The organism is Nocardiopsis codii (genome assembly GCF_036327455.1).
Classification (GTDB): Bacteria; Actinomycetota; Actinomycetes; order Streptosporangiales; family Streptosporangiaceae; genus Nocardiopsis; species Nocardiopsis codii.
Map to the genome: position 1 here is coordinate 46,126 of NZ_JAUZMY010000003.1, position 20,128 is coordinate 66,253.

Here is a 20,128-nt window from a genome sequence, read left to right on the forward strand (position 1 = left end):
CGCCTCAGCCCCCGGCGGAATCGGCCCCGTGCAGGTCCTCGATCCAGCGGCACACGGCGTCCGCGGTGTCGGCGGGGGCCGTGTGCGTGGTGTCGACCAGGGTCATCGGCGGTTCGAGGCGGGCTGCCTCGGCGGCCACCCAGGCGGCGAACTCGGCGTTGTCCGCGATCCGCTCCCCGTCCCACTCGCGCCAGGCGGGGCGGGCGCGCAGCCTCTCGGCCAGGGTGTCGGGGTCGCAGGTCAGCGCCAGGTAGTGGATGCCGGTGAACAGGGCGCGCTCGGGCAGGGGCTCGAACTCCGGTGGGACGACGGTCCCGCAGAGCACGACGGGCCGCCCGCTCTGCTGCACCATGGCGGCGGTGCGCAGCCAGGTGGACCGGAAGTGGCGGTGGTGGCCCGCCGGGTCGCGGAGGCCGCTGACCCACAGCAGGTCCTGTTCGAGCACGACGAAGCGGTCCCGGAGGCGTTCGAGCAGCAGGCCGGCGATGGTGGACTTGCCGGTGCCGCTCGGCCCCGAGACGCAGTAGAGGGGCATGCGGAGGAAGGGGCGGGTGTGCCCGCACGAGGCACAGCGCAGCATGGAGACCCCCGCGCCCGTGTCGGGGGTCTCGTCCCACTCCCCGCAGTGTGTACAGATCAGCGGGTGCATGGATGGTCCGGCTGTACTAGTCGAAGAGCTGTTCCAGGAATCCCTTGCGGCGACCGCGGTAGGGACGGGGCGAGTCCCGGTAGCCGCGCGGCGAGTCCTGGTACCCCCCTCGGTAGCCTCCGGGGGAGTCGGGGTAACCGCCTCCGCGCCTCGGGTAGGAGCGGGGCGGGGCCTGGTGGGGGGCCTGGTGCGGGGCCTGGGGGTCGGGGGGCGGGGCGACGCCGTAGTGGCGCTGCTCACCGTCCGCGATGCGCTCCAGCTCTCCCCGGTCGAGGAAGATGCCCTGGCAGCCGTCACAGCGGTCGATGTGGACGCCTTGACGATCGAACGTACGCATGGTGCTTTGGCACTTGGGACAGATCACGTCAAGACATTACTCGATCTGTGTCAAAAACGGTTAAGGATGCCGGGACCACCGCGAATTCCCGCACGCGGCGGCCCCTGCGGGGCGGAGCTGACCGCCCCCTACTCGGGCGAGGCCAGCATCAGCGAGCGGGCGGCCTCGGTCACGCTGCCCGACAGCGACGGGTACACCGAGAAGGTGTGCGCGAGGTCGTCCACCGTCAGGCGCTGCTGCACCGCGATGGACACGCCGAGGATGAGTTCGCTGGCGCGCGGGCCGACGATGACGCCGCCCAGCACGATGCCGGTGTGCTGACGGCAGATGAGCTTGACGAAGCCGTCCGTGACCTCGTTCATCTTGGCGCGCGGGTTGGTGTTGAGCGGCAGGGTGACCGAACGGCCGTCGATCCGGCCGCTGCGCACGTCGTCCTCGCTGGCGCCCACGGCCGCGAGCTCGGGGTGGGTGAACACCGTCGAGGCGACGGTGGACAGCTTCAGGGGGGACACGGCTTCGCCGAGGGCGTGCCACATGGCGATGCGGCCCTGCATGGCGGCGACGGACGCCAGCATGTTCACGCCCGTGCAGTCACCGGCGGCGTACACGCCGGGAACCGTGGTGCGGGAGACCCGGTCGACCTCGACGAACCCGCCCTGCCCCAGCCGGACCCCGGCCTCCTCCAGCCCGAGGCCGTCGGTGTTGGGGATCATGCCGACCGTCATCAGGCAGTGGCTGCCCTCGACGGTACGGCCGTCGGAGAGGGTGACGAGGACGCCCTTCTCGGTGCGCACGACCGACTCGGCCCGCGTCTGGCTGAGGACGGTCATGCCGCGGCGCATGAAGACCTCCTCCAGCACCTCGGCCGCGTCGGCGTCCTGGGTCGGCATGACGCGCTCGCGCGAGGAGACGAGGGTGACGTCGGAGCCGAGCGACTGGTAGGCGCTGGCGAACTCCGCGCCGGTCACACCGGAGCCGACCACGATGAGCTTCTCCGGGAGCTCCTCCAGGTCGTAGATGTGGCGCCAGGTGAGGATGCGCTCGCCGTCGGGCTTGGCGGTGGGGAGTTCACGGGGGTGGGCTCCCGTGGCGATGAGGATCACGTCGGCGCGCAGGCGCTGGTCGCCGACGGCGACGATGTGGGGGTCGACCAGCCTGGCCTCGCCGTTGACGACCTTGATGCCCTCCTTGTGGAGGCGGGCGCCGGTGTCGTCGGACTGTGCCTGGGCCAGGCGTTTGATCCGGGAGTTGATCGCGTCGATGTCCACCCGGACGGGGGTGTCGGCGGTGCCCGGGATGTGGATGCCCAGGCTGTCGGACTCGCGCACGTACGTGGTCCGGGTGGACGTGGCGATGAGGCTCTTGGAGGGGACGCAGTCGGTGAGGACGCAGGATCCGCCGATGCCGTCGCGGTCCACCACCGTCACGTCCGCACCGAGCTGCGCTGCGACCAGTGCCGCCTCGTAGCCCCCGGGCCCGCCACCGATGATCACGACCTTCGTCACTCTGCCTCACTCCCTCTACGTCGGAGCCCCCACGCGCGTTCCCGGTCCGGGCGATAGTCGGGCATGGTGGGGCACCGCCAGTTTTCATCGCTTCCTCCCATTGTCGGCCATGTCAACTGGCGAAATCCTCAGGCACCCCCGGTCAGCGGGTCTACGATGTTGCCCGTGTCCACCTACGCCGCGTACGGAACCAATCTCGATCCCGCGCAGATGGCCCGTCGGGCCCCTCGTTCACCCCTGTTGACCACGGGCTGGTTGGAGGGTTGGCGGCTGACGTTCGGCGAGGGCCTCCCCTCCTCCGCCGGCGCCCTGGCGACCGTGGTGGAGGATTCCGGGCAGCGGGTCTTCGTCGCGCTGTACGACGTCATGGAATGGGACGAACCCCACTTGGACTCGTGGGAGGGCGTCGTGGACAGGGGCGGTTTCGACCCCCGTTCGGGCACGGCCTGCGCGTACCGCAAGGTCACGGTCCGCGCCACGACGACCGACCTGGGGCCCGTGACGGCGTGGGCGTACGTACTCGACGCCTACGAGGGCGGCCTGCCCTCGGCCATCCAGCTGGGGCAGCTGGCCGCCGCGGCGGAGAAGGCCGGGGCGCCCGGGTCGTACGTGTCGGACCTGCTCGCCCGGGAGTGCCTTCCCACCGAGATGTGAGCCCTGCGCCGCCCCGCCCGCCGGGCGCGCGTTGCGTTCCGTCACGGGACGACCACCCGGATATAGCATCCGTCGTGTGAGCGAATCAGAGCAGCGGCCGACGACCACGGGGGACGCGAAGGAACTGGCGGCCGCCGCCGCCCAGGACCTGCTGGCCCGGACCGGCGCCGACAGCTTCGACGCCATGGTGGTGCTCGGATCCGGTTGGGCGGGCGCGGCGGACACGCTCGGCTCCCCCGACATCGAGTTCGACGCGACGGAACTCCCCGGGTTCCACGCGCCCGGCGCGGAGGGCCACTCCTCCAAGGTCCGCAGCATGTGGGTGGGCGACAAGCGGATCGTCGTGTTCATGGGGCGCGTGCACGTCTACGAGGGCTACAGCCCGGCGGAGGCCGTCCACGCGGTGCGCACCGGACTCGCCGCCGGCGCCGGAACGGCCGTGCTCACGGGGTCCGCGGGGTCCTTGCGCGCGGACTTCGCCCCGGGGCAGCCGGTGGTGGTCCGGGACCACATCAACCTGACGTCGCGCTCCCCGCTGACGGGGCCGTCGTTCGTCGACCTGTCCGAGGCGTACAGCCCGCGTCTGCGCCGGATCATCCGCGAGGTGGACGCCTCGCTCGCCGAGGGCGTGTACGCGTCCACGATCGGCCCCCAGTTGCAGACGCCGTCGGAGCTGAACGTGCTGGGCCGGTCGGGCGCGGACGTGGTGGGGCGGTCGCTCGCCCTGGAGACCATCGCCGCCGTGGAGATGGGTGCGGAGGTCCTGGGGCTGACTGTCGTCAGCAACGACGCCGTGGGCTCGGCGCTGGAGCCCTTCGAGGCGGAGCGGGCACTGGAGGTCGTCACACAGAGGGCGCGCAGGCTCGGCGAACTCCTCAACCGGGTGCTCTCACGCGCCTGAGCGCCCCCGCCGGGCGTCGACAGAACAGGGCCCGGCACGTGTGTGCCGGGCCCTGCCGCGCGTGGGACGTCGTGCTCGGGACCCGTTGTCGCGGGGGTCCCCGCGGACCCCGACCGCGTGGGTCGCCCGAAGCATCGCGAAGTGGTGGGGCGCCTCCGACCGGACCCGCCCGGTACCGGCGTGGCGAGCGTACACCCCGAGGCCTTGGGATGGACGGTACCGGCCGTGGTGCGGCCGGAGGCAGTGCTTTGCCCCGGTGTCCTCCGTCGCGCGGAATCCCCGCAGATCCCGTTGGACTCGCGACTCGGACACCCTTCTCTACTTCCCGATATTCAGTTGAACCGCGCGTTGCCCTCGGATCGGGGTTCCGGGCGGATGGCCATCCGCGCGAAGCCCGCCCGCCCGGAACCCTCTCCCTTAGGCATGCCTAACCTAACCAGAACCGGCGGGTTCGCGTCAACCCCGCCCGGGAACACGGCGGACCCGGTCACCCCCGCGGGCGGGGGGCCGGGTCCGGTCGGGTCGGACGCGCCTCAGGCGAGCAGGAACACCGCCACGAGCAGCGCCGCCGCCGCGGCGAGGACCACGATCACCTCGACGGGGACCATCGTCTGCGGCTCGTCCCCGGCCCCGAGCGCGGCGGGGCCCGCCTCGTCGACGTCCCTGATGGGGCCGCTGAGCGGACGGGCCTTGTGCCGTTCGGCGTCCTGGCGCAGCTGGCGCGCTGCCAGGTCGACCGGGCGCATCGTCCTGGGGTCCTCGTCGTCCTGCCCCGGGTCGAGGAAGCCCGAGTCCCGGCGCATGTTGTCCCGGACCCTCTGGCGCTTGGTCTCGCGCAGCGGCCAGGAACGGACGATCCGCCCCGGGGTGTGCACCCGCAGGACGTCGGTGACGTCCACCCACACCACTGCGGGCCACGGCACGAACGTCTCCCGCAGCGGGTTGACGACCCGCAGTCCGCGCTCCGTGGAGACCACCCGCGGGCGCAGCCACGCCAGGTGGACCACCGCGATGCTGGCGACCAGCAGCGCCCCGGCGATCCAGGAGGCCCTCCCCTCGCCGCGCCAGAGCACGTCCAGCAGCAGCAGGACGGCGATGACGATCCAGGCGATCGCCGCCACTCGCGAGAAGGTGGAGTAGTGGCTGGCCGGGTTCTGTCCCTCCATCAGGCCGCCCACTTGAGCTGCGCGAACCCGGGCTTGATGATGCCGTTGATCAGTGCCAGGCGCTCGTCGAACGGCAGGAACGCCGACTTCATGGCGTTGACCGTGAACCACTGGAGGTCGTCCCAGCCGTACCCGAAGGCCTCCGAGAGCTTCGCGAACTCCTCGGAGAGGGACGTGCCGCTCTGGAGGCGGTTGTCGGTGTTGACGGTGACCCGGAAGCGCAGGTCGTGCAGGAGGCCGATGGGGTGCTCCGCGATGGACTCGGCTGCTCCGGTCTGCACGTTGGAGCTGGGGCACATCTCCAGCGGCACGCGCTTGTCGCGCACGTACTGGGCGAGGCGGCCCAGCTGCGGGACCCCGTTCTCGTTCGACGCGATGTCGTCGATGATGCGGACGCCGTGCCCCAGGCGGTCGCACCCGCACCACTGGAGCGCCTCCCAGATGGACGGGAGCCCGAACGCCTCGCCCGCGTGGATGGTGAAGTGGAAGTTCTCGCGGCGCAGGTACTCGAAGGCGTCGAGGTGCCGGGTGGGCGGGTTGCCCGCCTCGGCGCCCGCGATGTCGAACCCGGACACGCCGGCGTCGCGGTAGCGGACCGCGAGCTCGGCGATCTCCGACGAGCGCGCGGCGTGCCGCATCGCGGTCACCAGCTGCCCGGTGCGGATGTTGCGGCCGGCGTCGGCGGCGCGCTTCTCCCCCGTCTCCAGTCCCTCCTGGACCGCCTCCACGACCTCCTCCAGGGTGAGGCCGCCCTCCAGGTGCTGCTCGGGGGCGTAGCGCTGCTCGGCGTAGACGACGCCGTCGGCGGCCAGGTCCTCCGCGGCCTCGGCGGCGACGCGCACGAGGGCGTCACGGGTCTGCATGACCGCGGTGGTGTGGGCGAACGTCTCCAGGTAGCGCTCCAGCGAACCGGAGTCGGAGGCGTCGCGGAACCACCGGCCCAGCTCTACCGGGTCGTAGGTGGGCAGGTCGGTGTAGCCGGCCTCCCTGGCCAGCTCCACGACGGTGGCCGGGCGCAACCCTCCGTCGAGGTGGTCGTGGAGGAGCACCTTGGGCGCCCGCCGGATCTGCTCAACTGTGAGTGGCTGGTTCATGGATTCAGGATGCCACCAGCCCGGGGCGGCCCTCGCCACACCGGGGAGAAGTCGCCGGGTCAGCGGCGGTTACCGGGGGGCGGGCCGGCCCGGACCGCGGACGCGCGGGGGCCGGAGCGGGGCGCGGGCCCGGCCCGCCCTAGGCGAGCGCCTCCTGGCTGTCCGCGCGGACGCCGCGGCCGGCGTCCTCCCCCAGTGCGGTCAGCGCGGTGGTGACCAAGAAGCGGGTCCCCACACCGATCGCGCGCTCGTCCACGTCGAAGGTGCCCCGGTGCAGGTCGAGCATTGGTCCGTCCCAGTCCGGGGAGTGGGTTCCGAGGCGTGCCAGGGCGCCCGGGACGTGCTCCAGGTACCAGGCGAAGTCCTCCCCGCCCAGGCTCTGCGGGGTGGGTGCGGCGGCGTCCGGCCCCAGGGCGAGGGCGACCGCCTCGCGCATGATGTCCACGCTGACCGCCTCGTTGATGGTGGGCGGCACCCCCCGCCGGTAGGTCACCTCGGCCTGGGCGCCGTACGAGGAGGCCACGGACTCCACCAGTTCCCCGATGATGTCGGGAGCGGCGTGCCAGGCCTCGTCGTCCAGGCAGCGCACGGTGCCCTCCGCGACGGCGTCGTCGGGGATGACGTTGGGCGCCGATCCGGCGCTGATCCGCCCCCAGACCAGGCTGAACCCTGCCCGGGGGTCGATGCGCCGGGACAGCGCGGCGGGCAGCTCGGTGACGACCTTGCCCATGGCGTAGACGAGGTCGGCTGTCAGGTGCGGGCGCGCCGTGTGGCCGCCCGGACCCGACAGCCGCACCATGAGCTGGTCGCAGGCGGCGGTGATGCCGCCGGTGCGCAGGCCCACGCGGCCGACCGTCAGGCGCGGGTCGCAGTGCAGCGCGAAGATCCGGTCGACGCCCTCCATGGCCCCGGCGTTGACGACCTCGACCGCGCCGCCCGGAAGCTCCTCGGCCGGTTGGAAGACCAGCCGGACCCGGCCGGGCAGCGCGCCCGCGCGGTCCTGCTGCGCGAGGAAGATCCCCGCCGCCAGCAGGACCGTGGTGTGCACGTCGTGTCCGCAGGCGTGGGCCGCGCCGGGGACGGTCGAGCGGTAGGGGACGTCCTTCTCGTCGGTGAGGGGCAGGGCGTCGATGTCGGCCCGCAGGGCGACGAGCGGCCCCGGCCCGGAGCCGATGTCGCAGATGAGCCCGGTGCCGTGGGGCAGCTCGCGCGGATTGAGACCGACATCACGCAGGCGTTCGGCGATCCGTCCGGTGGTGCGGTGTTCGGCGAAGGCGAGTTCGGGGTGCATGTGCAGGTCCCGGCGGAAGCCGCTGAACTCCCGCTCATGGCGCGCCAGAAAAGCGGTCAACAGTTCCGGCAGGTCACGTCCCTGCATGCGAGGGTCCCCTCTTCATTCACGTCTTGCGTGCACCGGGTCCTCTGATGGCTCCGACCTCCGCGAAGGTGGGACCGCCGCCGTGCAGCTCGGCGGCGAGCATGTCCACGACGTCGTCGAGTGAACCGCCCTCGGCGATGACCGCGCGCTGACGTTCGTAGGAGGCACCCTTGTCCAGGATCTCGGAGACCAGGTCCAGGTCCTCGGCGCAACCCAGGCGGGTCGCGACCGGCTTCAGCTCGCGGACCAGCTCGTACAGGTCGTCACGGATCGGAACGGTGGTTCCGTGCGAGTCCGTGATGACACGAGCGTCGAGTCCGTAGCGGGTGGCACGCCACTTGTTGTCCTTCACGAGCCAGGACGGCGGGCTGGGCAGACCGTACCCGCGGTCGAGCTGGCGATCGAACATCTCCACCAGGCTCTGAGAGAGCGCGGCGGCCATTCCCACCTCGCGCAGGGTGGGAATCCCGTCGAACATCCGGATCTCGATGGTGCCGAAATCCGGGTGCGGACGGATGTCCCACCACACTTCCTTGATAGAGGCGATGGTACCTGCCCTGAGAAGCGTTTCGAGGTATTCCTCGAAAGCCGCCCAGTGCGGCAGGTTCGGAGGCGGCCCCGAGGTGGGGAGCGCACCGAAGACGACGGAGCGCGCGGAGGCCAGACCGGTGTCATGACCACCCCAAAATGGGCTAGAAGCACTCAAAGCAAGAAAATGCGGTAGATACTTCGCAAGTGCATTCACTATGGGCATGGCTTTCTCCTGGCCGCGCACACCGACGTGGACGTGGACTCCACAGGTGAGGATGCGCCTGGCCAGCCACTGCATCTGCTCCACGAGCTCGCCGTACCGTTTGCCGGGGCTGAGCTCCTGGTCCCGCCAGTCGTCGATGGGATGGGTTCCGGAGCAGGTCAGCGTGGTCCCCCAGGGGGCGAGGACCTCCCGCATGCGGTCGATGTTGCGGCCGAGGTCGCTCCTGGCCTCCTCGACCGTCTCGCAGATCCCGGTCACGACCTCCACCTGCGACTGCATGAGCTCGTGCCGCAACGGGGGCGCGGTGCCCTCCGAACTGAGCTCGGGGAGTTCGGAGAGGAGTTTCTGCGCCTCCTGCCGCAGGTGCCGGCTGCGCCGGTCCACGAGTTGGAGCTCCCACTCCACCCCGAGCGTCGCGCGTTCGGATGACGTGAATGCGATTCCCATCTGCCCTCCGAGGGGGGTTCGCCGGCCTTCCTGGCCGACGCACGTTCACGCCCCGGCGAACCGGTCAACCGGGGCAGAGGAGGACTACCCTCCGCACACCACCCGCATACAGGACAAGAGTCTCGCAATAACACGAATTCCCGGGAGGATCGCTCAGTTCACGCGCCGCCCCCGCGACGGTTGCGCAGAGCCCACGCGGCGACCCCCGCGGCACCCGCGGCGCCCATCAGGGACAACGTCCCGGCCAGGGCCCGCTGGGCCCACCTGTGCTCGGCCAGCTCCTTCTCCGGGACCCGCAGGACCGGGACCGGCCTCGTCCAGTCCATCCCGGTCTCCTCCGGCATCGGCAGCGATCCCGTGTAGGGGGGAGGCATCGGCAGCCACGTCGCGGTCCACGCCGCGCTGAACACGGTCAGGCGCATCACCAGGTTGATCCACACCAGGAGCCCCACGAGGACGGCGAAGGAGGCGTAGACCGGATTGCTGAGCGTCCCCGAGAGCAGGAGCGCCGCGGCGGCCTTGAGGATCTCGAACCCGACCGCGCCCAGGAGCGCGCCGCGCCACATCATCCGGATCGGCCGCCCGCTGCCCGACAGGAGCGCGAAGGCCAGCATGAAGATCCCCATGTTGACCGCGACGGCGATCACGAGGGCCAGCAGGCGCAGCGTGAGGTTGGCCGGGAACGAGCCGTCCAGCCCCACCAGGGACAGCAGCCAGTGGGTGGCGGCCTGCGCGACGCTCGTGAACGCCACCGCGAACAGCAGCGCCACGCCCAGCCCGAGCATGACCAGGAGGTCGCCCGCCTTGCGCAGCAGGTAGTTCGGGCCCTCCTTGAGGTTCTTCAGCCAGATCGAGTGCAGCGCCTGGCGCAGCGCCGACACCGAGTTCAGGCCGGCGTACAGCAGGCCCAGCGCACCGATGACGCTCGCGCCCACGCGCGCGTTCGCGATCTGGTCGATCGGCAGCTGGTCCGACAGGCCGGGCAGCACCTCGTCCAGTGCCTTCTGGAGGTAGTCGCCCACCTCCACCTGCATCGTCGCCAGGAAACCGACCGTGGCGAACGCCAGCGCCAGGAGGGGGAAGAACGACAGGAAGGCGAAGTAGGTGACCGCCCCGGCCAGCTGACTGCCGTTGCGGTCGGCGTAGCGCTCGTACGCGCGCACGAGGTGGTCGGTCCCCGGGCTCCGGCGCCGCAGTTCCCAGTAGCCGTCCATCAGGACGTTCCGGTAGTGCCGGGCCGCGCCGGCGGCCCGTTCCCGCACTGAGGCCAAACTCCCTCCCCACACCCGTCCGCCAGTGGACCGCAACCCTAGCGGCGCCGCGCCGACGCCGGGAAGCCTCCACGCCGGGCCGAACACTCCCCCGGTGTGGGCAGACTGGAGGAAACCGGTCAACGGGAGAGGGGCAGCGGTGGGGGGCGCGGGGGCGCGGTTGCGCGCGGTTCTTGGTGTGCGGTCCGCGGGGCCGCTGGGGGCGTGGCCCGGGGAGGCGCCGGACGCCGACGCGCTGGCGGAGGGGTTCCGGGCGCGGTTCGGGGAGGCGCCCGCGGGAGTCTGGCACGCGCCCGGACGGCTCGCGGTCATGGGAGAGCACACCGCCGCCGGCGGGGGCGCCGGCCTCTACACGGCGCTGCCCTGGGGCGTGACCGCGGCGGTCGGCCCCGACCCGGCCCCGGGAGTGAGCGTCGCGACGCTGAGCGGCGCCCTGCGGGCACGCGACACAGCCGCGCGGGCCGCGGCCGACGCGGTGGCCTCCGCGCGCCGGGCGGGCGCGCTGGACGCCTCCGCGGGCCTGCGGGTGCTCCTCGGCGCGGACCTGCCCGCCCACGCCTCCCTGGGGTACGCGGGCGCCGTGGGCGCGGCCGTGTCGCTCGCCCTGGCCGACCTGGACGGCGGTCCTCCGCCGGAGGGCGCCACCGTCGACCAGCGGGTGGCCCTGGCCGCGCGGCCGGGCTGCGCCGTCAGGGTGAACTTCAGGAGCATGCGCACGACCGTCCTGCCCTTCGACCTCGCCGGCGAGGGGATGCGCCTGGTCGTCGTGGACACCGGCGCCCTGCCCCGGCGCGACCTCCGGGCGGTCCGCACAGCCGAACTGGAACGCGCACAGCGGACGCTGGGACCTCTGCGCTCGGTCCAGGACCTTCCCGGGGCGCTGCGGCGCCTGCCCGAGCCCGCCCTGCGCGACCGCGTGGAGTACGCCGTCACGGAGGTGCACCGTCTCAACGCGGCCGTCGGCCTGCTGCGCGCGGGGCGGTTCGGGGAGACCGGGCCCATCCTGTCCGCCTCGCACCTGTCGCTGCGCCGGTTCGGGCTGCCCACGCCGCAGGTGGACCTGGTCGCCGAGACCGCTGCGCGGTCCGGGGCCCGGGGAGTCCGGATGTCGGGGTGGGCCGGGACCGCTCTCGCCCTGGTCGCGGAGGAGCGGGTGGAGGGGGTCGCCACCGCTCTGGCCAGGGAGTTCACGGCAAGCGGCTGGGTCCCCCCGCGTGTGCGCGCCTCCGTCCCCGCGGCCGGGGCGCACCGGCTGCGGTGAGCGCCGGTTCCTCCCCCTAGGGGTGCCTCGGTCCCGGTTCAGGGACATCCGTGCGAACCCGGCTACTCTTTCTGCGATCAGACAGGGTGGAAGCGGCGACGAAGCGCTCCACGGCGCGGAGCAGATAGGCGATTCGATGGCTGACCGACGAAACCGGGGTGAGTCCGGCCCGACCGGCGAGCACGACCGGCAGGGCGTGTTCCGCCGCGGCGGTCCCCCGGGACGTGCGGACGAGTTCGAGAAGCTCTACCGTTCACGCGAGTCCGAGCAGAAGGTGGTCGGCGGGCCCCGGCGGCTCCCCGACGCCGACGAGGTTCCCCCGGTCCGCCCCAAGCGGCCCAAGCGCCGCACCCACCACGCCGGACGCGAGTACGACGGCACGGGGACCAAGCGCCGGGCCCGCGAGAAGCGGCAGAGGCGGGCCCGGAACACCGTCGTGACCGTCCTCGTGGTGCTGCTGATCATCCTCGTGGTGCCCCCCGCCGCCCTGTACTTCTGGGCCGACTCCCGACTGGCCCGCGTGGAGGCCCTGGTCGACTACGAGGGCCGCCCGGACCGCCAGTCCGGCACGACGTTCATGATCGTGGGCTCCGACAGCCGCGACGGGCTGGACGACGACCAGATCCAGGAGCTGGCCACCGGCCGCGCCGAGGGCCGCCGCACCGACACGATCATGGTGCTGTACATCCCCGACGGCGACGGCGAGCCCACCATCGTCAGCGTCCCCCGCGACTCCTACGTGCCGATGGCCATCCCGGGCTACGCCGACAACAAGATCAACACCGCCTTCGCCGACGCCGTGTGCGGCACGGACGAGGGGGGCGAGGAGGTCTGCGGCGGTCCGGCCCCCCTGGTGGAGTCCTTCGAGCGCGCCTCGGGCGTGCGGATCGACCACTACGCCGAGATCGGCATGGGCGGCTTCGTCGACATCGTGGACGCGGTCGGCGGCGTGGAGCTGTGCCCCGAGGAGCCCATGGCCGACCCCAAGGCCGGGCTGGACATCGAGGCGGGCTGCCAGACGATGGACGGCGGCACCGCGCTGGGCTACGTGCGCACCCGCGCCACCCCCCGGGCCGACCTGGACCGCATCGCCCGCCAGCGGGAGTTCTTCTCCGCGCTGGTCGCGGAGGCGAGCGCGCCGTCGACGATGTTCAACCCGTTCCAGGCGCTTCCGCTGGTGACGGCGGGCACGGACACGTTCATGGTCGACGAGGGCGACAACCTGCGGCACCTGGCCACGATGCTGCTCGCGATGCGGGGCGGGACCCAGACCACGGCGATCCCGGTCGGCAGCACTCCCAGCATCGACCAGGTCGGCTCGGTGGTGGTCTGGGACGAGGTCCGCTCGGAGGAGATGTTCTCCGCCATGCGCGAGGGCGAGCCGATCCCCGAGAGCGCCTTCGAGGACTGACGTCCGGCGTCGCCGGGGAGGCCGCTCCGGGCGGCGCGGGAGTCCGGTCCGGGGACGGATCGGCGTCCCGGGTGGAGAAAGGCGAAGGGCCCGCTGCCGAAGCAGCGGGCCCTTCTTCGTGACGTTCCGTACTGTGCGCGCCTACCCCCCAGCGGGCGCACGGCCGGCACGTCGGTCCGTGGTGGCCGAGCGGGCTTTCACCCGCTCTGGCCTGCCGGTTCTCACCGGCGTGTCTCCACAATAGGTCAAAGTTCGCGTAAGGGGCGAATCCAGTTCACGTGTCCTACGTCGCACCGTCACGCCGCCCCGCTGATCCGGCACCGCCATCCTCCCACCGCGAGCCCGCGCGTGTACGCCGAACACGGGAAACACGCGGGGAAACTTCCCTCGGTTTCCGACCACAAACCCCGCGAACGCCGCTTTCCCGACGCCTCGGCCCCGGTTCCGGCGGCCGGACACGCGAACGCCCGGGTACCCCCGTCGCGGGGGTACCCGGGCGTGGTCAAGGTCTCACCCGGACGCGGTCCCGGACCGTCGGCTCAGGACGGTCCGCGCACGCGCCCGGGCGCGGCCTCCACGGGACTCCGCGGACCCGCGGCGGCACGGCCGCGGGCCGGGGCGGAAGGCCCGGGGGGCGGGCCTAGGCCAGACGCTTGGCGAGGTTCTCGTCCAGGGCGGCGAGGAACTGCTCGGTGGTCAGCCACTCCTGCTCGCTGCCGACCAGCAGCGCGAGGTCCTTGGTCATCTGCCCGCCCTCGACCGTCTTGATGACGACGTCCTCGAGGGTGTTGGCGAACTCCAGGACCTTCGGGGAGTTGTCCAGCTTGCCCCGGTGCTCCAGACCGCGGGTCCACGCGAAGATGGAGGCGATCGGGTTGGTCGAGGTGGGCTTGCCCTGCTGGTGCTGGCGGTAGTGACGGGTCACCGTGCCGTGCGCGGCCTCGGCCTCGACGGTGCTGCCGTCGGCGGTGCGCAGCACCGAGGTCATCAGGCCGAGCGAGCCGAAGCCCTGCGCGACGGTGTCCGACTGGACGTCGCCGTCGTAGTTCTTGGTGGCCCAGACGTAGCCGCCCTCCCACTTGAGCGCGGAGGCGACCATGTCGTCGATGAGGCGGTGCTCGTAGGTGAGGCCCGCCGCGTCGAACCGCTCCTTGAACTCGGCGTCGTAGATCTCCTGGAACACGTCCTTGAACATGCCGTCGTACGACTTGAGGATCGTGTTCTTGGTGGACATGTAGACCGGGTAGTCGCGGTCCAGGCCGTAGTTCAGGCTGGCGCGCGCGAAGTCCTCGATCGACTTGCGGAAGTTGTACATGCCCATCGCGACGCCGCCCCCCTCGGGGAAGTTCGCGATGTCGAACTCGACCGGCTGGCTGCCGTCGGCCGGGGTGTAGGTCATGGTGACCGTGCCGGGGCCGGGCACCTTGAAGTCGGTGGCCTTGTACTGGTCGCCGTGGGCGTGACGGCCGATGATGATCGGCTTGGTCCACCCGGGCACCAGACGCGGCACGTTCTCGCAGATGATGGGCTCGCGGAAGACGACGCCGCCGAGGATGTTGCGGATGGTGCCGTTGGGCGACCGCCACATCTTCTTCAGGCCGAACTCCTCGACCCGGTCCTCGTCCGGGGTGATGGTGGCGCACTTGACGCCGACGCCGTACTCCTTGATGGCGTTGGCGGCGTCGACGGTGATCTGGTCATCGGTGCGGTCGCGCTCCTCGATGCCCAGGTCGTAGTACTTCAGGTCGACGTCGAGGTACGGCAGGATCAGTCGGTCCTTGATGAAGGACCAGATGATCCGGGTCATCTCGTCGCCGTCGAGCTCGACTACGGGGTTCTCGACCTTGATCTTGGCCATGGCTGTGTGGCTGTCCCTTCAGTCTTCGCCACCGCCTCGTGCGGCGGAGGCGGCTGCCGGCCCGTGGGCCGGAGCCGGTCCGCGCGCGGCAATCCCCTGATCACGCCCGGCGTCCGTGCCTGCCGGGGAGGCGGTGGCTTGTCAGTGTCGCGGTATCTCGACGTCAAGCTTATTCGACGCCTAGGAGGAGAGTTGCGGCGCCACCCACGCCAGCACGATCAGCAGGACCGCGAGGCCGACGAGGGTGGCCAGATCGATCCAGCGGCGGCGGACCGCGAGCATGCCGATCCAGTCCTTGGGCAGGAACAACCGGAAGGCCGCCGCCAGCAGCAGAGCGCCCGCGATGATCGCCGGACCGCGCTTGAAGTAGGCCGCGGCCACGACCACGATCCCCGCGGCGAGGGCCGACATGACGAGCAGGTACGGGACCTGCGAGAGCCAGTACGGCACCGCCGGCCGGACCGGGCCGCCGCTCCCGGGCCCGCCCCCGGCGGGGGCGGGGGAGGAGCCGGCGCCCGACGCGGTCCCGGGGGCCCCGTCACCGGTCCCCCCGTCCGGGGTCTCCCCCGCGGCGCCGCCGGCCCCGGCCGGGGCCGCTCCCGTGTCCGGGGCCCCCTCGGGGCCGCCCTCGCCGGGCGCCCCCTCGTCGGGGCCCGCCCCGCGGGGGGCCTCGTCCTGAGTCGCACCCGTGTCCGCCACGTCCGTCCGTCCCACGTGTCCTGCCCGGCCTTCCGGCCCCACCCTGTCCACCGCGTCCCGACCCGTTCGCTTCCGAAGTTGCCTGGCCGCCGCGCGGCTCCGTTCACGGTCCTCCCCGGAACTGGCACAGACCGGCCACCCGCCTAAGAGGGGGTGTCCGAAACCGAACCACCCCGGGAACGGCTCATGTTCCTGGTGGCTCCGGCGGTGCTGTGCCCGAAACGCTCCGTTCCGTCCGGGGGAGACAGGGCCCATTGTAGTGATCCGCGTCGCGGCCACCTCAGGGCTCACTGAAACGGACCAGCCCCCCGAGCCCGTGAACCCTGTCCGTTTCCTGGGCCCGGTTCGGACACACAGCCGTAATTCCGCGCCTTATCCGTCTAACTCCGGAGTAAGCGCGTAGAACGCGTGGCTGCCGGGTAACCCAGGTGGAGATGAGTGCACCGGTGAGCGAGGACCACCCCCATGAAGCCCACTCAACGCGTTGACCCGACCCCCGCCCCTCGACAGCCACCCCTCCCCCACCGTCGCCCCCACCCCCACCCGCAGCGTCACCCCAGCCCGGGAGGAGTCACCGTGGACGGGCCCTACATCCGGGTCGAAGAGACAGGGGACATCCGTCAGCTCACCGGCGAGGTCACGACGGTCGGCCGCGGCGAGGGCGCCGACATCCGGCTGAACGAGCCGAGCGTCTCGCAGCTGCACGCCGAACTGGTCCGCCGCGGACCCTACGTCTACGTGGTCGACCTTGGACTGTCCCGCAACGGCACCCGCGTCAACGGCCGCCCCATCGCCCGCCGGGTCCTCGACGAGGGGGACGTGGTGAGTTTCGGCACCGCGCGCTGCCGGATCGGCGGACTGCCCCGCGAGCAGATCAGCCCCGACGTCGAGCTGCGCCGCGGCGCCGCGCCGGAGCTCACCCGCCGGGAGCTGGACGTGCTGACCGCGCTGTGCCAGCCCGCCCTCTCCGAGGAGGCCTTCGTCGCCCCTGCCACCGCCCGCGACATCGCCGAGGCACTGGTCGTCACCGAGGCGGCCGTCAAGCAGCACCTGCTGCGCCTCTACCAGAAGTTCCGCATCCCCGAGGGGCAGAACCGCAGGACCCGGCTGGCCAACGAGGTCGTGGCCCTGGGACTGGTCCGGCCGATGCCGGTGAGCGGTTCGACCCGCCGGGCGAGCTGACCCGGGGCGTCCTCCGCCCGCGGACGCTCCGGAGTTCTCGGACCCCGTGGGCGACGCGGCGTCGGACACGCGGAAGGGGCGGTCACGGACTCCTCCGCGACCGCCCCCGTGTCCGTCTCCGCGGTCAGACCGCGGCGGCGGCCTGCCTCTCGGCGGCCTCCACCACGTTCACCAGCAGCATCGCCCGGGTCATCGGGCCGACGCCCCCGGGGTTCGGGGACAGGTACCCGGCGACCTCGGCGACGTCCGGAACGACGTCGCCGACCAGGCCGGTCTCGGTGCGCGAGACGCCGACGTCCAGCACGGCCGCGCCGGGCTTGACCATGTCCCTGGTGATCAGTCCGGGCACGCCCGCGCCCGCCACGACGATGTCGGCGTTGCGGGTGTGCGCGGCCAGGTCACGGGTGCCGGTGTGGCACAGGGTGACGGTGGCGTTCTCGGAGCGGCGGGTGAGCAGGAGCCCGAGGGGGCGCCCCACCGTGACCCCGCGTCCGACCACGACCACCTCGGCGCCCCTGATCGGCACCTCGTAGCGGCGGAGGAGCTCGACGATGCCGCGCGGGGTGCACGGCAGCGGCGCCTCCTCCATCAGGACCAGCTTGCCCAGGTTGACGGGCTGGAGGCCGTCGGCGTCCTTGACCGGGTCGATCAGGCCGAGGACCCGGTTCTCGTCCAGGCCCCTGGGCAGGGGCAGCTGCACGATGTAGCCGGTGCAGGCCGGGTCAGCGTTGAGCTCGTGGACGGCCTGCTCCACCTCCTCCTGCGTGGCGGTCTCCGGCAGGTCGCGGCGGATGCTCGCGATACCCACCTGGGCGCAGTCGCGGTGCTTGCCGCGCACGTAGGAGTGGCTGCCCGGGTCGTCACCGACCAGCACCGTGCCCAGGCCAGGGGCGATGCCCCTGGCGTGCAGCTTCGCCACCCGCTCGGCGAGCTCCTCGCGAATGGACTTCGCGACGGCCTTGCCGTCCAGAACGATCGCGCTCATGCGTTACCCCTCGCTGCTGTGAAGCGGAATCAGTGGAAGAAGTGGCGGGTGCCGGTGAAGTACATGGTCACCCCGGCGGCCTTGGCCGCGGCGATGACCTCCTCGTCGCGGACGGAGCCGCCGGGCTGGACGACCGCCTTCACACCTGCGTCGAGGAGGATCTGGAGTCCGTCCGCGAACGGGAAGAACGCGTCGCTCGCGCCGACGGAGCCGCTCGCCCTGTCGCCCGCGCGCGTGACGGCCAGCCCGGCGGAGTCCACCCGGTTGACCTGGCCCATGCCGACGCCGACGGTGGCGCCGCCGGAGGCGAGCAGGATCGCGTTGGACTTGACCGCGCGCACCGCCCTCCACGCGAACGCCAGGTCCGCCAGGGTGGCCTCGTCCGCGGCGTCCCCGCTGGCCAGGGTCCAGGCGGCCGGGTCGTCTCCGGGGGCGTCGATCCTGTCGCGCGACTGCACCAGCAGGCCGCCGCTGATCTGGCGGTTCTCGACCCCGGCGCCGAAGCCGTCCGCGCCGGCGACCAGCAGCCGGATGTTCTTCTTGCGGGTGAGGACCTCGACGGCCTCGGGCTCGAAGGCCGGGGCGACGACGACCTCGGTGAAGATCTCGGCGATCTGTCCGGCGAGCTTCGCGCCGACGGGGCGGTTGGTGGCGATGACGCCGCCGTACGCCGACACCGGGTCGCTGGCGTGGGCCCTGAGGTGGGCCTCGGCGTTGTCGGCGCCGATCGCGATGCCGCATGGGTTGGCGTGCTTGATGATGGCCACGCACGGCTCGGCGAAGTCGTGGGCGGCGCGCAGCGCGGCGTCGGCGTCCACGTAGTTGTTGTACGACATGGCCTTGCCGTGCAACTGCTCGGCGCCGGCCAGGCCGGTGGCGGGCGCACCCTCGACCGTGTACAGGGCCGCCTGCTGGTGCGGGTTCTCGCCGTACCGGAGCACGGCCTGGCGCCGGTGGCCGGAGCCGAGGAAGCCCGGCCATCCCGACTCGGCGGTCTGCTCGTCGGGGGCGTAGGCGCCGGAGAACCATCCGGCGACGGCCGCGTCGTAGGTGGCGGTGTGCTGGAAGGCGAGGCCGGCCAGGCGCTTGCGCCGCTCCAGGGTGAACCCGCCGTCGCGGACCGCCTCCAGGGTGGCGTCGTAGGCGGCCGGGTCGACCACGACCGCGACGCTGGCGTGGTTCTTGGCGGAGGCGCGCACCATGGCGGGGCCGCCGATGTCGATCTTCTCGATGCACTCGGCCTCGGAGGCGCCCGAGGCGACGGTGTCCTGGAAGGGGTAGAGGTTGACCACGACCAGGTCAAAGGGGGCGATGCCCAGTCCTTCGATCGTGGCGACGTGCTCGGGGTTGTTCTGGTCGGCGAGGAGGCCCGCGTGCACGGACGGGTGCAGGGTCTTGACCCGGCCCTCCATGATCTCGGGGAAGCCGGTGACGTCCTCCACCGGGGTGACGGGGATGTCCGCGTCGCGCAGCCGCGCGGCCGTGGAGCCGGTGGAGACGATCTCCACTCCGGCCTCGGCCAGGCCGATGCCCAGCTCCTCCAGCCCGGTCTTGTCGTACACGCTGATCAGCGCACGCCTGATGGCCTGCTGGGTCACCGGTTCTCCTTCGTGTCGGTCGCGTCGGCGACGCTCTGCTCGGTGCGGCCGAACCGCACGTGCCTGCCGTCGATGGTCCAGCCCTCGCGCGCGAGGCGGCCGACCGTGTCGACCAGCATCCGCCGCTCGACGGTCTTGATGCGCTCGTGGAGGCTGGACTCGTCGTCGTCGTCCTCGACGGGGACCGCGACCTGGTCGATGATCGGCCCGGAGTCGACGCCCTCGTCGAGGAAGTGGATGGTGGTGCCGGTGACGCGGACACCGTGGGCGAGCGCGTCACGCACGGCGTGCGCGCCGGGGAAGGAGGGGAGGAGCGCCGGGTGGATGTTGACCGCGGGGTGGCTGCCGACGACGGCGGGCCCGAGAATCCTCATGAACCCGGCCGAGACCACCAGGTCGGGCTCGAAACCGCTGATGTGGTCGGCCATGTCGGCGTTCCAGCGGGCGCGGTCGCCGTAGTCGCGGAAGTGCGCGACGAAGGTCGGCACCCCGGCCTTCTCCGCGAGCTCGATGCCGCGGGTCCCTCTGCGGTCTGCTCCGACGGCGACGACGGTCGCCCCGTAGCCGGGATCCTCGGCCGCCTCCAGCAGGGCTGCCATGTTGCTGCCCGTGCCCGATATGAGGACCACAACTCGCGCGGACAAATGCTTCTCCCAGTGTGTAGAGAACGGTGCGGGAGCGGTCTCCCGGTCTCCGGGGGCGCCGGGGGACGGCGCAGCATCCGGAGGTCGCGTACGCCCCGCACGGTCGCCGGGCATGGCCCGGCCCCTCGTGGGGGCGACCCGCCCGCACCCCGTGGAGCGGCCTCCAGGGGCGGTGTCGGGCCACGGCCGGACCCGCTCGGCCCGTCCGCGTTCACACCCTATCGGGCCGGGTAGCGTCTACCCACGGGGAGTGGGCGTTGGCACCACTGTGACGGGGGCCTCTACGACCCCCGGACCAGCCCCGGGACCACAGTCACCCGGCATGCTCCGCGCA

Annotated in this window: 18 protein-coding genes; 5 read left to right on the forward strand and 13 right to left on the reverse strand. The window is 72.1% G+C overall.

The genetic code is table 11. The features are described from left to right. Positions 1 to 4 precede the first annotated feature (4 nt). From Q8791_RS03995 to Q8791_RS04005, 3 genes are all read right to left on the reverse strand, one after another. On the reverse strand, positions 5 to 649 hold the full coding sequence (locus Q8791_RS03995) for an AAA family ATPase (protein ID WP_330090192.1): 645 nt from the start codon (positions 647 to 649) through the stop codon (positions 5 to 7). A gap of 16 nt (positions 650 to 665) precedes the next feature. After that, positions 666 to 1,013, reverse strand: a complete 348-nt coding sequence (locus tag Q8791_RS04000; RefSeq protein ID WP_330090193.1) for a TFIIB-type zinc ribbon-containing protein — start codon at positions 1,011 to 1,013, stop codon at positions 666 to 668. Between the two features lie 101 nt (positions 1,014 to 1,114). After that, on the reverse strand, positions 1,115 to 2,491 hold the full coding sequence (locus Q8791_RS04005) for an NAD(P)H-quinone dehydrogenase (protein ID WP_330090194.1): 1,377 nt from the start codon (positions 2,489 to 2,491) through the stop codon (positions 1,115 to 1,117). Positions 2,492 to 2,647: 156 nt separating this feature from the next. On the opposite strand from Q8791_RS04005, the gene Q8791_RS04010 reads away from it, so the two are divergent. Both Q8791_RS04010 and Q8791_RS04015 read left to right on the forward strand, forming a co-directional pair. Further along, positions 2,648 to 3,145, forward strand: coding sequence for a gamma-glutamylcyclotransferase family protein (locus Q8791_RS04010; protein ID WP_456238146.1), 498 nt, complete (start codon positions 2,648 to 2,650; stop codon positions 3,143 to 3,145). Positions 3,146 to 3,221: 76 nt separating this feature from the next. Next, on the forward strand, positions 3,222 to 4,046 hold the full coding sequence (locus Q8791_RS04015; RefSeq protein ID WP_330090196.1) for a purine-nucleoside phosphorylase: 825 nt from the start codon (positions 3,222 to 3,224) through the stop codon (positions 4,044 to 4,046). A gap of 533 nt (positions 4,047 to 4,579) precedes the next feature. Here Q8791_RS04015 and Q8791_RS04020 read toward each other — a convergent pair. The 5 genes from Q8791_RS04020 to Q8791_RS04040 form a co-directional block, all read right to left on the reverse strand. Next, entirely contained in the window at positions 4,580 to 5,212 is a 633-nt protein-coding gene (locus tag Q8791_RS04020) for a PH domain-containing protein (RefSeq protein ID WP_330090197.1), read from the reverse strand. Beyond that, positions 5,212 to 6,306, reverse strand: a complete 1,095-nt coding sequence (locus Q8791_RS04025) for an adenosine deaminase (RefSeq protein WP_330090198.1) — start codon at positions 6,304 to 6,306, stop codon at positions 5,212 to 5,214. Before Q8791_RS04025 ends, Q8791_RS04020 begins: the two co-directional genes overlap by 1 nt. Positions 6,307 to 6,445: 139 nt before the next feature. Next, positions 6,446 to 7,684 carry a M20 family metallopeptidase gene (locus tag Q8791_RS04030; RefSeq protein WP_330090199.1) on the reverse strand — a complete coding sequence of 413 codons (1,239 nt, stop codon included), beginning with the start codon at positions 7,682 to 7,684 and terminating at the stop codon, positions 6,446 to 6,448. Between the two features lie 19 nt (positions 7,685 to 7,703). Beyond that, positions 7,704 to 8,885 carry a glutamate--cysteine ligase gene (locus Q8791_RS04035; protein WP_330090200.1) on the reverse strand — a complete coding sequence of 394 codons (1,182 nt, stop codon included), beginning with the start codon at positions 8,883 to 8,885 and terminating at the stop codon, positions 7,704 to 7,706. Between the two features lie 158 nt (positions 8,886 to 9,043). Then, entirely contained in the window at positions 9,044 to 10,147 is a 1,104-nt protein-coding gene (locus tag Q8791_RS04040; protein WP_330090439.1) for a YihY/virulence factor BrkB family protein, read from the reverse strand. 148 nt (positions 10,148 to 10,295) lie between these two features. On the opposite strand from Q8791_RS04040, the gene Q8791_RS04045 reads away from it, so the two are divergent. Both Q8791_RS04045 and Q8791_RS04050 read left to right on the forward strand, forming a co-directional pair. Beyond that, positions 10,296 to 11,417, forward strand: a complete 1,122-nt coding sequence (locus tag Q8791_RS04045) for a galactokinase family protein (protein ID WP_330090440.1) — start codon at positions 10,296 to 10,298, stop codon at positions 11,415 to 11,417. Positions 11,418 to 11,553: 136 nt separating this feature from the next. Then, complete coding sequence (locus Q8791_RS04050; RefSeq protein ID WP_330090201.1) at positions 11,554 to 12,828, forward strand: LCP family protein; 1,275 nt, start codon at positions 11,554 to 11,556, stop codon at positions 12,826 to 12,828. A gap of 640 nt (positions 12,829 to 13,468) precedes the next feature. On the opposite strand, the gene Q8791_RS04055 is transcribed toward Q8791_RS04050, so the two are convergent. Then, positions 13,469 to 14,686, reverse strand: a complete 1,218-nt coding sequence (locus Q8791_RS04055) for an NADP-dependent isocitrate dehydrogenase (protein WP_330090202.1) — start codon at positions 14,684 to 14,686, stop codon at positions 13,469 to 13,471. A gap of 180 nt (positions 14,687 to 14,866) precedes the next feature. After that, the gene (locus tag Q8791_RS04060; RefSeq protein WP_330090203.1) at positions 14,867 to 15,385 is read right to left on the reverse strand and encodes a DUF3017 domain-containing protein; all 519 of its coding nucleotides are present in this window, start codon (positions 15,383 to 15,385) and stop codon (positions 14,867 to 14,869) included. A 576-nt stretch (positions 15,386 to 15,961) separates the two neighbouring features. On the opposite strand from Q8791_RS04060, the gene Q8791_RS04065 reads away from it, so the two are divergent. After that, complete coding sequence (locus tag Q8791_RS04065; protein WP_330090204.1) at positions 15,962 to 16,567, forward strand: FHA domain-containing protein; 606 nt, start codon at positions 15,962 to 15,964, stop codon at positions 16,565 to 16,567. Positions 16,568 to 16,691: 124 nt separating this feature from the next. On the opposite strand, the gene Q8791_RS04070 is transcribed toward Q8791_RS04065, so the two are convergent. Genes Q8791_RS04070 through purN form a run of 3 tightly spaced genes read right to left on the reverse strand, consistent with a single transcriptional unit; the run spans position 16,692 to position 19,794 of the window. Further along, positions 16,692 to 17,552, reverse strand: coding sequence for a bifunctional methylenetetrahydrofolate dehydrogenase/methenyltetrahydrofolate cyclohydrolase (locus tag Q8791_RS04070; RefSeq protein ID WP_330090205.1), 861 nt, complete (start codon positions 17,550 to 17,552; stop codon positions 16,692 to 16,694). Positions 17,553 to 17,581: 29 nt separating this feature from the next. Next, positions 17,582 to 19,150 carry a bifunctional phosphoribosylaminoimidazolecarboxamide formyltransferase/IMP cyclohydrolase gene (gene purH / locus Q8791_RS04075; protein ID WP_330090206.1) on the reverse strand — a complete coding sequence of 523 codons (1,569 nt, stop codon included), beginning with the start codon at positions 19,148 to 19,150 and terminating at the stop codon, positions 17,582 to 17,584. Next, positions 19,147 to 19,794: a phosphoribosylglycinamide formyltransferase gene (gene purN / locus Q8791_RS04080; protein WP_330090207.1), complete on the reverse strand. Its 648-nt coding sequence runs from the start codon at positions 19,792 to 19,794 to the stop codon at positions 19,147 to 19,149. Before purN ends, purH begins: the two co-directional genes overlap by 4 nt. Between the last annotated feature and the right edge of the window lie 334 nt (positions 19,795 to 20,128).